Below are 14,905 nucleotides of genomic sequence, written 5' to 3' on the forward strand. Positions count from 1 at the left end.
AACTTGCCGGTCCTGCACGTGTGACGGGGTTGTGGTGATTTATCTACGGAATTTTTCATGACCATATCGGCTGACGACATGATGAGCGCTCCCACTCCCGGCGTGAGCCGACGCGATTACCTGACCTGGTTAGCCGCGAGCGCTGCAGTCCCCTTCATGGCAGGGTGCGGTGGAGAGGGGAGTGATTCCAAACCTGGCGAAGACCCGGAATCGGTGCGCTGGTTTCGCGATACCGTTCGCACGGCATTAAACCGCCCGGGCATCAATGTGACCGCAGTGTCTGTTGCGTTGATGGTGGATGACCGTGTGGTGTGGGCTGAAGCCTTTGGCTATGCGGATCGAGAGAAGGGGGTTCAGAGCACGCCAGACATGCGTGTGAACATTGGTTCTGTAGCCAAGATTTTCGCTGCGTTAGCGGTCATGATCTTGCGCGATCGCGGAAGGCTCACCCTGGATCAGCCTTTGGCCCAGTTGCTTCCCGCGTTTCACATGCTCTCTCCTGGATTCAATCGCATCACGGTACGGCATTTGATCTCGCATGCCAGCGGAGTTCCGGGCACCAACGCACGCAATGTCTTCAACTTCACGCCTAAGCTCGATTACGCGCAAGATGCCTTGCGGGCGCTGGCCAATTCACGCCTGAAGCATGAGCCGGGTGAGTTGTCGGTCTATTGCAATGATGGCTTCACCATGGTGGAGTTGCTCGTGCGCGAGCTCACCGGGCTTTCCTACCCCGAATTTATCCAGAAGGAAATTCTGGATCCTCTGGGAATGAGTTTGAGCGGCTATGCGCTGACACCCGCTGCCGAAGGTACGTTCGTACACCCTCATTACGAGGGAAGGCGCCTGCAACAGGAAATGCCCGCAGCATTCGCTACTGGCGGGGTCGTGAGCACGCCTACTGACATGATGAAGCTCGCGCGCATGCTGATCGATCAAGGCGTCTTCAACGGAAAACGGATCGTTTCTGCGGAAGGCATTCGGGACATGGGTATCGATCAGGGCCCGCTCGCCCGCATCAACCTCACGCCTTCCAATGTTCGTGTGGGTCTGGGGTGGGACTCCGTGAAACAACTGGGCATGGAAGCCGCAGGCCTGAATGCATGGTCCAAGAACGGTGGTACTACCTTTTTCCTGACTGAATTCATCGTTTTGCCTGGAGCTCGAATGGCCATGATGGTGAACGGAAATGGCCACGACTATGCCTCGCTGCTGCTGGCTGAAGGCTTGTTGCTTCGTACTGCGGTTGAACGCAAGAAAATCCAGAAGGTTCCTGCTGCGGTGCAGCTCAAGGTGCCGCCTCTTTTGTCGCCCGCTCCTGATCGCACAGACCTGGCTGGTGTGTACGCCTGCCATACCTCGCCTTTTCAAGTGCTCGCTGGGAGCGATGGTTCGCTGACGCTGCGCAGATTAGGTGAGGACGGCTGGGTACTGGTTCAAGCAGGTTTGCGTGCGCGAACTGATGGCCACTGGTGGGCCGACACCGAGTCGACTCGCTGCTACCGCTTTGCATTCACTGAAGGGCGCCGCTATCTGGTACAGCGCGAGATTTCTTCCAGCGGCTTGTATTGGAACGAAAATCCACTTGGGGAATGGTTGCCGCCTCTGGACACTCCATTACCGAAAGCCTGGCAAGACCGGGTGGGAAGCAAGTGGATTTGCACCAACGATACATCCGTGTTGCGAGAATTTGGCCCGCTCACATGGGAGATCAATGCGCTATCCGAAATGCCGGGCTACCTGATGTGGGACCACGACCAATTGCTCCGCGTCATCAATGACAACGAGGCTGGTATGACCGTGAAAATCCCGGTCAACGCCGGCCGCGACCTGGTTGAATGGAAAATAGTCATCGAGGGCGGGAAGGAGCAGCTTCAAAGCGGTGGTTTTGTATTTGAGCGGATGGCATGACGTACTCAAACTTGAAATCGAATGCAGGCTCGGGCGTGTCGCGCCGCCTTTGTTTGGGCTTGCCTCTCGCGGGCTTGGCCGCACCCTGGTTGCAGGCCTGCGGCGGTAGCTCCGATGACAAGGCGCCTGCCCCTCCTGATTGGGCTGATTCAAAAGCGGTCCAATGGGGCAGAGAGAGTATTCGCGCGGCGCTGGCCAGGCCCGGCGCCGCCACGACGGCGATCTCCGTAGCCTTGTTCGCGGATGACCGTGTAGTTTGGCGCGAGGCTTTTGGGTATGCCGACCGCGAGAAAGGCGTACCCGCTACGGTGGAGACGATCTTCAACGTTGGCTCTGTTTCCAAGGTGGTGACCACCTTGGCCGTGCTGATATTGCGAGATCGCTCAAAGTTGAAACTCGATCAACCGCTGTTCGAGTTGCTTCCGAGCTTCCGTATGCTCTCGCCGCAATTCACACGGATCACTGTGCGGCACCTGCTTTCTCACAGCTCAGGTTTTCCTGGCAACAACATGCGGGATAACGGTACATTCGCGCCGTACCTCGGCTATGCAGAAGATACGCAGAAGGCTCTTGAACGTTCGCACCTCAAGCATGAGCCAGGCGAACTCGCCGTTTATTGCAACGATGGGTTCACCATAGTGGAACGCCTCGTCGAAGCGATTGATGGCCGGACATTCCCTGAGTTCGTTCAGCAGGAGATATTTACCCCCCTTGAGATGCACTCGGCTGGTTACCCGGTGAAACCATCCCCGGAAGGCAGCTATGTGCACCCGTACTTCAAGGGCCGGAGCCTGCCGCAGGAAATGTCGACGCCATTCGCGACCGGCGGGATTTTCACCAACGCCGCGGACATGTTGAAATTTGGGCAGATGTTGATCGATCACGGCGTTTACCGAGGCAGACGCATAGTCTCGGCCGAAGCCATTCAGGAGATGGCTGTCAATCAGAGCGTGCGTACAGCGATCAACCCCGCCGCTGAATCCTGGAAGTGGGGCCTCGGATGGGATTCAGTTCAACAAGCGGGCATGAACGCGGGAGGCGTGCGCGCCTGGAGCAAGAACGGTGGCACAACCTTTTTTGCCAGCGAGTTCTTTGTTTTGCCAGAGCTTCGAATGGCGATGTTGATTGTCGGAAGCGGACACGACTACGAATCGGGCAAGCTTGCAGAAGGTTTGCTCCTCAGGGCGGCTGTGGAGCGCGGGGCGGTTCCAGGTTTGCCTAATCCTTTGGCCCCTGTGATTCCACCAGTCGCGGTGCCAACACCGCTCTCGGCTCCTGGCACAGCGGCGCGCCCCGGGGTTTATGCCAGTTCCACCCCGCCCTTGCAGGTGACTTCGGAGCTCGACGGATCAATCGCTCTGCTCAGTTGGGATGGTTCAGCCTGGGCAGCGTTACATGGCCCGCTACGCTCGCGTACCGATGGCAACTGGTGGGCAGAAGGGAATTCCCAGGTGAACTACCGTTTCCAGACGGTGGGAGAGCGTCACTACCTTATCCGCCGGGAGCTCACAGGTAATGCCCTGAGCTGGGGTGAATCACCGATAGGGGAATGGTTACCGCCTGAGAGTGCACCATTGCCCGCTGCCTGGAAGGCCCGATTGCCTAGCGAATGGCGGTTTGCCAATGACTCTCCAGAATCGGTGACGAGACTGTTCTCTCCCATTGTCTGGCGCATGGCTGAACTGGATGCGGCGCCGGGATACCTCCTCCTGGAGAATCAACTGCTGCGCATCACGAGCGATGACCAGGCGGGCATGGTGGTCAAGATTCCCGGCGTCAATGGGCGAGATTTGTTCGAGATAAGTATGGTGAAGGTGGATGTCCAAGGGGTGCAATCCGAGCAACTGCATCTTGGCAGCGTGATATTTGAGCGATACCCATCCGATACCCCGTAGGCGGCCCAGCTTGCTGAGCAAGTGCATCCCAGTCACGGGCTCCTCGGCCTCACGATGACGCTTGCGCGACGCCGTAAGAGTCGCGAGCATGTTCTTATTGCCGGGGCAAAGGTGTCACACGAGTTCCAGGCAAGCCTCGTGACAAAGGCACCGGAGTTTTTTAAAACCGTCGATTGAGGAGATTTGCATGAGTTCAACCCCATCCACAGATACCGCGAATGACTTGCTGGTAGAGCGTCAAGGCGCTGTGATGCGCATCACCTTGAACCGTCCGCAGCGTCGCAACGCATTGACTGACGATGTTCTGCTGCGGCTAGGTGCTGCTGTGCGGGAAGCCAATGCCGATCGCAGCGTGCGTGTCATTGTGCTCACCGGGGCCGGCGACAAAGCCTTCTGCGCTGGCGCTGACCTCACGCCTGGAGATACGCCCTTCAAACCAGATTTCACTCGCATGCAGTTGCCGCTGGCCGACTTGGCCCGCGCCGTGCACGACTGTCAGGTGCCCATCATTGGGCGTATCAATGGCGTTTGCATGGCAGGTGGGCTGGGCTTGTTCGGCCTCTGCGACATGGCGATCGCTGTGGAGGAGGCGCGCTTCGGTATGCCCGAAGTCAAGATTGGCATTTTCCCCATGCAAATCCTCACTATCTTGCGTGACCTGATCCCCCCGCGTTTTCTAAATCAGATGTGCCTTACCGGCCAACCTATAGATTCGAAAACCGCCTTCTCTCTTGGGCTGCTGAACAAGGTGGTGCCCGCGGCAGAACTTGATACCGCCGTAGAGGCGCTCGTGGCGGATGTCTTGGCGGTTTCGCCACTGGCTGTGCGCCGTGGCAAGTACGCCATGCATGCGGTAGAGGCGATGTCGTTCCACGAAATGATGGCGTTCACAGAAAGCAATATCTCCGCCATGATCCAGACTGAGGATGCACGCGAAGGCCTTGCCGCCTTCAACGGCAAGCGCCCACCGGTGTGGACGGGCCGCTGAAGCAGTCTTGATGGCTGGCGCTCAAAATGTGTGGATGAGTCTGGTGTGAGGGAGCTTTTCACACCTTTTGACGGTGGTAGCTCGATTGCGAGCTCGCCCCGTGCTCGCTCGATGCGTCTCGCGGAATGGCTCTTTCCTGTAGCGAACCACCCGCGAGAAAAACCCTTTTGTGTGCGGTTTGTGGGTGTGACTCAGGGAAAGCCTTCTCCCGAACTCTGATCGCCTCATCCTAGAATGGGTCTCAGAGCATGTTTGCGATCTCCTTGCGGGGCCACCTAGCATCGCCATACCCTTCGGGCCGCGCTCGAAAATCCGCGTCTGCCGTGTTGAAAGTCCTCGCGATACCAGTAAGTGTCGCTGCGGATTTCGATTTGCACCCTCGGCTTTTCGAACTTAGGGGCCCTTTCTACAGGGATCGTAAACGCTTCAAGGCAGTATCGCTTAAGGGATTTTTGACTTCATGACATCAAGTACCAAGCCATCCGATGCGCCGGGCGAGGCCGCAGGCGCCGCCGACGCCGTGCAGCAGCGAATCATCAAGAAATATCCGAACCGTCGCTTGTACGATACGCGTACCTCCTCCTACATCACGTTGGCTGAGGTGCGCAAGCTGGTGATGGCCGCTGAGCCGTTCGTGGTGCGCGATGCCAAGAGCGGGGACGATCTCACTCGCAGCATCCTTTTGCAGATCATTCTGGAAGAAGAGGCTGGCGGGGCGCCCATGTTCAGTGAAGCGGTGCTTGCCAACATCATTCGCTTCTACGGCCACTCCATGCAAGCGTTCATGGGCACCTACCTGGAAAAGAACATCCAGTCTCTCATGGAAGTTCAGGCCAAGCTCGCGGAGCAATCACCGGTCATGCAAGGCATGATGGGCAGCTATCTGGAGCAATCGAAGAGCGCTTTTGCGCAGATGCAGGAGCAGATGCAAAAGCAGACCGAGCAAGTTATGACCGCTTTCGGAATGAAGCGCTGAGCAGCCTGCGGAGTTACCGGTCAGAGGCGCTGTGCAAGTCTTCGGTTGGCGATTGGAGCGGTTTCTCTATCGCTAGGCCAGCTAGGCTGCGACAATCAGGGCATGAGTGAAATTTCCACGCCGGCACCGCGTATAGGCTTCGTTAGCCTAGGATGCCCCAAAGCCTTGACTGATTCGGAGCTGATCCTGACGCAGCTTTCAGCAGAAGGCTATCAAACCAGCAAGACCTTCGAAGGCGCTGATCTCGTCATCGTCAACACCTGCGGCTTCATCGATGACGCCGTTAAGGAGAGCCTGGACACCATCGGAGAAGCGCTTGCTGTTAACGGCAAAGTGGTTGTCACGGGTTGCCTGGGCGCTAAAACCGTACCTGGCAGCGATTCGGCTGATGGCGACTCCCACAATTTGGTGAAATCGCTGCATCCTTCCGTGTTGGCCGTGACCGGCCCCCACGCTACACAGGAGGTGATGGACGCAGTGCATCTGCATTGCCCGAAACCCCATGATCCATTTTTGGACTTGATTCCAGGCGCTTTTGGCGAAGCGGGCTTGAAGCTCACGCCGCGCCACTATGCCTATCTGAAGATCAGCGAAGGCTGTAATCACCGCTGTACCTTCTGCATCATCCCCTCCATGCGCGGCGATCTGGTCAGCCGGCCCATTGGTGATGTCCTGAAAGAGGCGCGAGCCTTGTTCGAGGGTGGCGTGAAGGAGTTGCTGGTTATCAGCCAGGACACTTCTGCCTATGGCGTGGATGTGAAGTACCGCACCGGCTTCTGGGATGGTCGCCCGGTGAAGACGCGCATGTTTGAGCTTGTTCAGGCGCTTTCGGATCTGGCTGAGCCGCATGGTGCCTGGGTGCGCTTGCACTACGTCTATCCCTACCCCAGTGTCGATGAAATCGTGCCGCTCATGGCCGAAGGCAAGGTACTTCCCTATCTGGATGTACCCCTGCAGCACAGCCATCCGGACGTGTTGCGCCGCATGAAACGGCCAGCCAGTGGTGAGAAAAACCTGGAACGTATTGCCCGCTGGCGCGAGCTTTGCCCGGAATTGGTGATTCGCTCCACCTTCATTGCCGGGTTCCCGGGTGAAACGGAGCAGGAGTTCGAACATCTGCTGGATTTCGTTCGCGAGGCGCGCATTGACCGTGCAGGATGCTTCGCCTATTCCCCCGTGGAGGGCGCTACCGCCAACGCACTACCCGGCATGCTGCCACCAGAGCTGCGTGAAGAGCGGAGAGCGCGTTTCATGAAAGTGGCGGAAGAGGTATCTACCGCCAAGCTGCGCGAGCGAGTGGGCGCCACCATGCAGGTGTTGGTGGATTCCGCACCTGCGCTGGGTCGGCGCGGAGGTGTGGGCCGAAGCTACGCTGACGCCCCGGAAATTGATGGTATCGTGCAATTGCTGCCACCCGAGAAGATCAGCAAACAGCTCAAGGTGGGAGAGTTCACGCGGGCACGCATTGTGGGCACCCAGGGGCATGACCTGGTGGCTCTGCCCATATGAGTTTGACGATGAGGCGTTTTGGCGCCTTTTCTGCAGGCGGGGAGGGCGAACAGCATGCGAGCCCAAGCTGCTTCGCAGTGATTCGCGAATGTTCAGGCCTGCTGCACTCATCCGGATTCAAGGCTGCCTTGCAAAAGCAAGCAATCTTGAGCCTCCTGAAGAGTGTGAAATTAAGCAGGCAACAAAAAAGCCACCCGAAGGCGGCTTTTTTTAAGAGGAAATCTGCATATGTCAGATTTCCAGTGTCATTACCCAACATAATCGTTGGTGCCCAGGAGAGGACTCGAACCTCCACGGAGTTACCCGCTAGTACCTGAAACTAGTGCGTCTACCAATTCCGCCACCTGGGCATTTCAGGAAAGAACGCAATTGTATATCAAAAAAACTGAGCCATCCGGCTTGTTGGATGAAATTGAAGGAACGGTGCAAGGTCACCGTGACGGCCATGGTTTCGTAACCCGCGACGACGGGGAGCCAGACATCTATCTAGCTCCCAATGAAATGCGAGCGGTGCTGCATCGAGATCGCGTCAAGGTGCGGGTGGTACGACAGGATCGGCGTGGCCGGCCCGAAGGGCGTGTTGTAGAGATTGTGGAGAGGCCACCGCATCCCATCATTGGGCGTTTGCTCAATGAAGCTGGCCTGTGGTTGGTAGCGCCGGAAGACAAGCGCTATGGCCAGGACGTGATGATTCCAAAGAGCGGCATCGGGCAAGCCAAGCCGGGCCAGGTGGTGGTGGTCGAACTGACCGAACCCCCCGCGCTCTATGGTCAGCCCGTGGGCCGCGTGAAGGAAGTGCTGGGCGAAGTGGATGACCCCGGCATGGAAATCGAAATAGCCGTGCGCAAGTACAGCGTGCCACATGAATTTTCTGATGCAGCTATCGGCGAGGCCAGGTCGCTTCCGGATCAGGTGCGCCCAGAAGACAAGCGCGGCCGGGTTGATCTGACCGATGTGGCGCTGGTCACCATCGATGGCGAGGATGCGCGCGATTTTGACGATGCCGTGTATTGCGAACCCGCCAAGGTGGGGCGCGGTAAAGGCTGGCGCTTGTTGGTCGCCATCGCTGATGTGAGCCACTATGTGCAGACCGGTCATCCGCTGGATGTCGATGCCTACGACCGCGCTACCAGTGTGTATTTTCCGCGCCGCGTGATTCCCATGCTGCCTGAGAAGCTGAGCAATGGCTTGTGTTCTCTCAACCCTGAGGTAGAGCGCCTTTGTATGGTGTGTGACATGCTTGTCACCGCCAAGGGTGAAGTGCATGCCTATCAGTTTTACCCCGCGGTGATGTGGAGCCATGCACGCTTCACCTATACCGAAGTGGCCGCGATTTTGGCCAATACGCGTGGGCCCGAGGCCAGCAAGCGCAAGGCGCGCGTTCAGGACCTGATCAACCTGCATGACGTGTTCCGCGCGCTCTTGAAGAGCCGCGCTGCGCGCGGTGCGGTGGACTTCGAGACTACAGAAACGCAGATCGTCTGTGATGACAACGGCCGCATTGAGAAAATCGTGCCGCGTACCCGCAACGATGCGCACAAACTGATCGAAGAATGCATGCTGGCTGCCAACGTATGCAGCGCAGATTTCATAGAGCAGGGCAAGCACGCTGGCCTGTTCCGTGTGCACGAAGGCCCCACTCCTGAAAAGCAGGAAACCCTTCGCAGCTACCTGAAGGTGCTGGGCTTGGGCCTGACCATCGGTGATGTACCCAAGCCTAGTGAGTTTCAGCACATAGCCGAAGCCACAAAGGAGCGCCCCGACGCGCCGCAAATCCACATGATGCTGCTGCGCTCGATGAGCCAAGCCATCTACTCGCCGCACAACAGTGGCCATTTTGGCCTGGCCTACGAAGCCTACACGCACTTCACCAGCCCGATCCGGCGTTATCCCGATCTCCTGGTGCATCGCGTGATCAAGGCCATCTTGAGCAAACGCCGCTATCAGTTGCCGGAATTGCCGACGCCTGGCGAGGCGCACGAGAAGCTCAGCCGCCGTTTGCAAAAGAACAATGCATCCCGCAATCGCGGCAGCACGGAACCGCCTAAACGTGCATCTGCCGAGATGCTGGCCTGGGAAGCAGCGGGCTTGCACTGCAGTGCCAACGAACGCCGTGCCGATGAGGCCAGCCGTGACGTCGAAGCCTGGCTGAAGTGCAAGTACATGCGCGAGCACCTGGGTGAAGAGTTTGGGGGAGCGGTGAGCGCTGCCACGAGCTTCGGGCTGTTCGTGACGCTGGATGAGCTCTACGTGGAGGGCCTGGTACACATCACTGAACTGGGAGGCGAATACTTCCGCTTCGATGAAGTGCGTCAGGAACTGCGCGGTGAACGCACGGGCATCCGCTACGGTGTGGGCACCCGAGTTCGCGTGCAGGTCAGCCGGGTCGATCTGGACGGTCGCAAGATCGATTTTCGTCTGGTGAACGATGGGGAGGATCTCACCTCCCGTGCGATGCGAGACAAAGGCGTGCCGCAGTCGGGTGAGCGGGGTACGTCCGCGAAAGCATCTACCAAGCGCAGTGCGCGCAAGCCCCGGGACCATGAAAGAAGCGAAGGCGCTGACTCCTCCGCTGCCAATGCACGCCACCATCCTTCGCCCATTCAGGCGCTAAAAGCATCTGTGAAGAAAGCCGCTGCTCAAGCCAGGGGCGGTAAACAAAAAAAATCAAGGCGCTGAACGCGGGTTTGCCGCAGGTCCTGAGCTATTGATCCGGCCCGGTGATGTATTAACCGTTTGCCCTGAGGTTCGAAGGGCTTAGCCCCTTCGCAGGGCGAACGAAATTTAAACTTCACAAGGCCGCATCAATAATGTCAACCATGAGCAAGCACCCCTCACTCAAAACCGCCATCGTCACTGGAGCCGGCACCGGCATAGGTAAGGCAACAGCACTGGCTTTGCTGGCCGATGGCTGGCAAGTTGTGTTGGCTGGCCGGCGTGCAGAAGTCCTCCAGCAAACCATAGACGAATCGCAAGCCGGTGCGCGCGCCTTGGCCGTGCCCACGGATGTGGCTGACCCCGCCGCTGTGGCACACCTCTTTGAATCTACCGTTCAAGCATTCGGCAGGGTTGATTTGCTTTTCAACAATGCCGGTACGGGCGCTCCTGCGGTTCCGCTGGAGGATCTCACTGTGGAGCAGTGGCGCTCAGTGGTGGATGTCAATCTGAGCGGTATGTTCTATTGTTTGCAGGCGGCTTTTCGGGTCATGAAGGTGCAGGCCCCTCGTGGGGGCCGCATTATCAACAACGGCTCGATTGCAGCGTATGCACCTCGTCCTCATTCCATCGCTTATTCGGCCACCAAGCACGCGGTGTCAGGGCTCACGAAAGCCGCCTCACTCGATGGTCGCGCCCATGACATCGCTGTCGGCCAGATTGACATTGGCAATGCCGCTACGCAGATGACTGGCCCTATGGCTGCCGGCATCTTGCAAGCCAACGGCCAGACGATGGAAGAGCCCCGCATGGATGTTGCCATCGTTGGCCAATCGGTGGTCTATATGGCCAATCTGCCCCTGCAGGCCAACGTGCTATTTCATACGGTGATGGCCACCAAGATGCCGTTCGTGGGGCGAGGGTAGCAGGAACGTATCTGTACTCCAAATCAGGAGCTTTGGCGTCCCGCTGTGTCCTGTCTTGCGGGTGGCGTGCAGTGATACGTCGAATGCCGAGCAGGGCCCGGCGGTCCCAACGAATGTTCTTCGTTATTCTTCTGCAGTCTGCTTCCGGCCTTTCAGGACGGAGTTGCCAATCTTTCCGCCGTGAGAGGCAAGCCATACGGCCATACATCCGCAAAATGTCCGTGTTGCCATACGGCAGTGCGAGCAGCGCTGAACGCATCTACTCCTGCTGCCAGACGCGCGCCAATCATGCCGGCTAGGACATCGCCTGTACCGGCGGTGGCCAATCGAGCATTTCCGGTGGGGTTGATGTAGGGGAGTTGGTCTGGCGCTGCAATGACGCTGCCGGAGCCTTTCAGGACTACCGTGGCGCGGAATCGCTGGGCTAATTCACGTGCACATGCCAAGCGGTCCGCCTGCACTTCAGCCGTGGTGCACGCCAAGAGGCGAGCAGCCTCCAGCGGGTGAGGGGTCAAGACCGTCGCTTGCCCGTGTGAGCTCCGGTTTGCGAGGCTGGCTTGCAGGGCGGGGTCGCGAGCAATGGCGTTCAAGGCATCCGCATCCAACACCAGGCGGGGAGCTGCGGCCAGAAGTGCGGGGAGTACCTTAACCACTGCTTCGCCACCGCCGCAACCACAAACCGAGGTGAGCGCTGAAAGATCGAGCGCATCGAAGCGGCGGAACATCAGGGCCGGGGCGGTGGGGTCCGCCAGCAGATCAAAATCACCGAGTAGGCTGACGTAGACGCGTCCGGCGCCAGCAGACAGGGCGGAGCGAGCGGCGAGGAGGGCGGCGCCGCGCATGGAGATACCGTGAGAGGCGTCACTTTCACCCCCGATCACGGCCACATCGCCCCAAGTGCCTTTGTGGCTGGCATGCGGGCGGGTAGCTTGCGACCCGGGTGGATTGAGCAGCGCCACTGGAGCTTCTGCGGGGGATATGCCCAGTTCGTCGAACCACAGCGTGCCGCAGGCGTCTCGCCCGTGCATGGTGAAGAGGCCGGGCTTCAGTGTGAGGAGGCTGAGGGTGTGGTGGCGTGGAGGGCCGGCATCTGTGTGCCAGGGGATATGGGCTGAGCCGGTGTCGACATTCAGGCCGGTCGGCGCATCCACGGCCAAACGCTGCGCGGGGCCAGTAGCCATGCAGGCAAGCCATTCGGCCATACGGCCCTGCGCTGGGCGCGCCGCGCCAATGCCCAGGAGTGCGTCGATACACAGGTCATCCGCATCGAGTTTTGGGGGCTCTTCGGCAAAGTGCACGCCGGCATCGCGCGCGCGTACCCAAGAGGCGCGTGCGTCTGTCGGGGTGCTTTCCGCATTGCCCAACCAGGTCACCACCGGGTTGAGGCCCCAGCGGCGCAGGTGCATCGCGGCCTCCAACCCATCTCCCCCGTTGTTGCCGGGGCCGCAGGCAACCCAAATGGTGCGAGCATGTGGTGCTAGAGCGAGTGCAAGCCGCGCTACCGCCAAGCCAGCGCGTTGCATCAGGGTGTGGGCAGGCAGTTGGGCTGCAGCAGCTTGCTCTATGCGACGGGTAGCTGCGGTGTCATGCAGCGGGTGCATCTCATGGGCGTGGATCAGGCGCGGCATGGCGATCATTGTGCACCGCCGGCGTTCCAGTCCACCTCAAAATGACTTTCTTTGAATGCGCCCTTAGGTCCCGGACGGGAATGGCGAGACTATTTGCCGTGTCCCATGATGCGCTCCAGCCCTAAACCTTCGATGTCGATGGCTGGCGCCCGCCCTCCGATCTGATCGGCTAGCACCCTGGCCGATCCGCAGGCTAGGGTCCAGCCGCTGGCGCCATGCCCCAGGTTGAGCCACAGGCCGGGGATTCCGCTGGAGCCGAGTACCGGCGGGCCATCGGGCAGGGCAGGGCTCGCGCCCTTCCAGACCTGCACGCCCTTGGACAGGCGACCGGCTGCGGGAAACCAATCGGCCAGCACCTTGTAGAGCTTTCGTATGGCACCATCATCTATGTGGCCTGGCCTGCCTCCGATTTCCGAGGCGCCCGCCACGCGCACGCGCTGCCCCAATCGGGTGATGGCTACTTTGTAGTGTTCGTCCGTCACGCCGCTGCGGGGGGCGTTGATGGACTCAGGGATATGGGCGCTGACTGAATAGCCATATACAGGGCGAAGCGGCAGGCGGATACCCAGGGGCCCCAGCAGGGCGGCCGATTGCACGCCCGCACAGAGCACTATGGCGTCAAAACGCCTCGGTGAGTCCGCGTTCGTGATCCGCAGCGTTGCTGGCTGGGTGGGGTCGATGCTCGCGACCGCTGTACTGAATTCGAAGCGTGCGCCCAGTTGCTCCGCTGCATCGCGCAAGATGATGGCAAATTGACGGCAGTTAGCAACTTCGTCCTGCGGAAAGTAGACGGCGCCCGCAAGATCCGTATGCGGGTGCAGCGCAGGTTCCAACTGGCGTGCCTCACTGGGGCTGATTTCGTGGAATGGCACGGCGAGCTCGCGCAATGCGATCAAGGCGGGCTGAATTTGCCGGCGGTCTTTCTCGCTGCGCAGCAGCACCATATGTCCGTCGCTGCGGTCGAAGGTGTAGGCCATGCTGGCGGAAACCTCGCGCATCCGCTGCTGGCTGTAGATCGCCAATCGGAGTAATCGGCTTTGGTTGGCTGCAAAATTGCCAGAGCGGCAGGCCGTGAGCCAGCGGCGCATCCACCCGAGGTCAGCGGCGTGCAAGGGACGCGCCATACGGAGCGGGGCGTTGCTGGTCAGGATGTGGCGGCCAAGCTTGCCTGCCATGCCAGGAGCTGTCCAGGGGGCCACGCAACCAGTTGAGAGAATTCCGGCATTGGCGAAGCTGGCCTCTTCACCGATGCTGGTGTGCCGTTCGAATACCGTGACCGCATGCCCATCCGCAGCCAGCTCGTATGCGGTGGTCACGCCGATAATGCCGGCGCCGAGGATGGCGATGTTCATGGAGTCGAGGCCAAAGAGTGGAGCGATGCCGCGCCTGCAGCGATCGTCAGAAAGGGGTGGGTTTCGGGGTGCGCGGGCGCAGGCTATAATCGACGGGTTTCGCTGATGCACCGCTTAAATTGCGGCGCTTGGCAAGACAAATCGCAAACCAGTCCCCACAAGGTGTTGCCGCCGGTTACTCAAAGGATCTCCGCAAACGGATCTCCATTCGAGGCTACCGATGAAAGCGGCGATGAGCGGGCTGGATTTTAGACCTAACCTTTGTTAAAGGAATTCTCATGTCCGTCACTATGCGTGAAATGCTGGAAGCCGGTGTCCACTTCGGTCACCAAACCCGCTTCTGGAACCCCAAGATGGCTCCGTTCATCTTCGGTCATCGCAACAAAATCCACATCATCAACCTGGAAAAATCGTTGCCGATGTTCCAGGAGGCGCAGAAGTTTGCGCGTCAGTTGGCTGCCAACCGCGGCACGATCCTGATGGTGGGTACCAAGCGCCAAGCCCGTGACATCGTGGCCGAAGAAGCTCGCCGTGCTGGCGTGCCTTTCGTCGAGCAGCGCTGGTTGGGCGGCATGCTGACCAACTTCAAAACCGTGAAGACTTCCATCAAGCGCCTGAAAGACATGAAGGCACAGCAGGAAGCCGGTCTTGAAAGCATGAGCAAGAAAGAACAGCTCACGTTCTCACGTGAAATGGCCAAGCTCGAGCGTGATATTGGTGGCATTCAAGACATGGGCGCGCTGCCTGATGCCATTTTCATCATCGATGTCGGCTTCCATAAGATTGCTGTCTCCGAAGCGAAGAAATTGGGTATCCCACTGATTGGCGTGGTTGATACCAACCATTCGCCTGAAGGCATCGACTACGTGATTCCAGGTAACGATGACTCTTCCAAAGCTGTGACGCTCTACGCTCGTGGCATCGCTGACGCCATTCTTGAAGGCCGTGCCAACGCCGTCAATGACGTGGTCAAGGCTGTAGCTGCCACCGCTGAAGGCGATGATGAGTTCGTCGAAGTCGAGGACGGCACCGCCGCCTGATCTGACGAGTTCGGAAACAGGGGCG

At 59.2% G+C, this 14,905-nt stretch carries 10 protein-coding genes and 1 tRNA gene; 8 read left to right on the plus strand and 3 right to left on the minus strand.

What is annotated here, in order from left to right:
* Window positions 1-57: 57 nt before the first annotated feature.
* The 5 genes from G518_RS0130160 (at window position 58) to rimO (ending at window position 7,279) form a co-directional block, all read left to right on the plus strand.
* Window positions 58-1,911 carry a serine hydrolase domain-containing protein gene (locus G518_RS0130160; protein ID WP_051237568.1) on the plus strand — a complete coding sequence of 618 codons (1,854 nt, stop codon included), beginning with the start codon at window positions 58-60 and terminating at the stop codon, window positions 1,909-1,911.
* A complete protein-coding gene (locus tag G518_RS37700; RefSeq protein WP_051237569.1) occupies window positions 1,908-3,806 on the plus strand; it encodes a serine hydrolase domain-containing protein in 1,899 nt (632 codons plus the stop codon). The genes G518_RS0130160 and G518_RS37700 overlap by 4 nt, the downstream gene beginning before the upstream one ends.
* Window positions 3,807-3,993: 187 nt before the next feature.
* Entirely contained in the window at window positions 3,994-4,794 is an 801-nt protein-coding gene (locus G518_RS0130170; RefSeq protein WP_036596600.1) for an enoyl-CoA hydratase-related protein, read from the plus strand.
* Window positions 4,795-5,254: 460 nt separating this feature from the next.
* On the plus strand, window positions 5,255-5,770 hold the full coding sequence (gene phaR / locus G518_RS0130175; RefSeq protein ID WP_084652400.1) for a polyhydroxyalkanoate synthesis repressor PhaR: 516 nt from the start codon (window positions 5,255-5,257) through the stop codon (window positions 5,768-5,770).
* A gap of 102 nt (window positions 5,771-5,872) precedes the next feature.
* Entirely contained in the window at window positions 5,873-7,279 is a 1,407-nt protein-coding gene (gene rimO, locus G518_RS0130180) for a 30S ribosomal protein S12 methylthiotransferase RimO (RefSeq protein ID WP_028605646.1), read from the plus strand.
* Window positions 7,280-7,544: 265 nt separating this feature from the next.
* On the opposite strand, the gene G518_RS0130185 is transcribed toward rimO, so the two are convergent.
* Window positions 7,545-7,629: transfer RNA gene (locus G518_RS0130185), tRNA-Leu, on the minus strand.
* Window positions 7,630-7,648: 19 nt separating this feature from the next.
* Here G518_RS0130185 and rnr point away from each other — a divergent pair.
* Window positions 7,649-9,958 carry a ribonuclease R gene (rnr, locus tag G518_RS0130190; RefSeq protein WP_028605647.1) on the plus strand — a complete coding sequence of 770 codons (2,310 nt, stop codon included), beginning with the start codon at window positions 7,649-7,651 and terminating at the stop codon, window positions 9,956-9,958.
* A gap of 140 nt (window positions 9,959-10,098) precedes the next feature.
* Window positions 10,099-10,860, plus strand: coding sequence for an SDR family oxidoreductase (locus G518_RS0130195; protein WP_028605648.1), 762 nt, complete (start codon window positions 10,099-10,101; stop codon window positions 10,858-10,860).
* 152 nt (window positions 10,861-11,012) lie between these two features.
* Here G518_RS0130195 and G518_RS0130200 read toward each other — a convergent pair whose 3' ends face one another.
* Together G518_RS0130200 and G518_RS0130205 are read right to left on the minus strand one after the other, a co-directional pair.
* Window positions 11,013-12,488, minus strand: a complete 1,476-nt coding sequence (locus G518_RS0130200; RefSeq protein ID WP_028605649.1) for a bifunctional ADP-dependent NAD(P)H-hydrate dehydratase/NAD(P)H-hydrate epimerase — start codon at window positions 12,486-12,488, stop codon at window positions 11,013-11,015.
* An 89-nt stretch (window positions 12,489-12,577) separates the two neighbouring features.
* Complete coding sequence (locus G518_RS0130205) at window positions 12,578-13,840, minus strand: D-amino acid dehydrogenase (RefSeq protein ID WP_028605650.1); 1,263 nt, start codon at window positions 13,838-13,840, stop codon at window positions 12,578-12,580.
* 278 nt (window positions 13,841-14,118) lie between these two features.
* On the opposite strand from G518_RS0130205, the gene rpsB reads away from it, so the two are divergent.
* The gene (rpsB, locus tag G518_RS0130210) at window positions 14,119-14,880 is read left to right on the plus strand and encodes a 30S ribosomal protein S2 (protein WP_028605651.1); all 762 of its coding nucleotides are present in this window, start codon (window positions 14,119-14,121) and stop codon (window positions 14,878-14,880) included.
* The last annotated feature ends 25 nt before the right edge of the window (window positions 14,881-14,905 follow it).

The organism is Ottowia thiooxydans DSM 14619, assembly GCF_000422885.1.
Lineage (GTDB): Bacteria > Pseudomonadota > Gammaproteobacteria > Burkholderiales > Burkholderiaceae_C > Ottowia > Ottowia thiooxydans.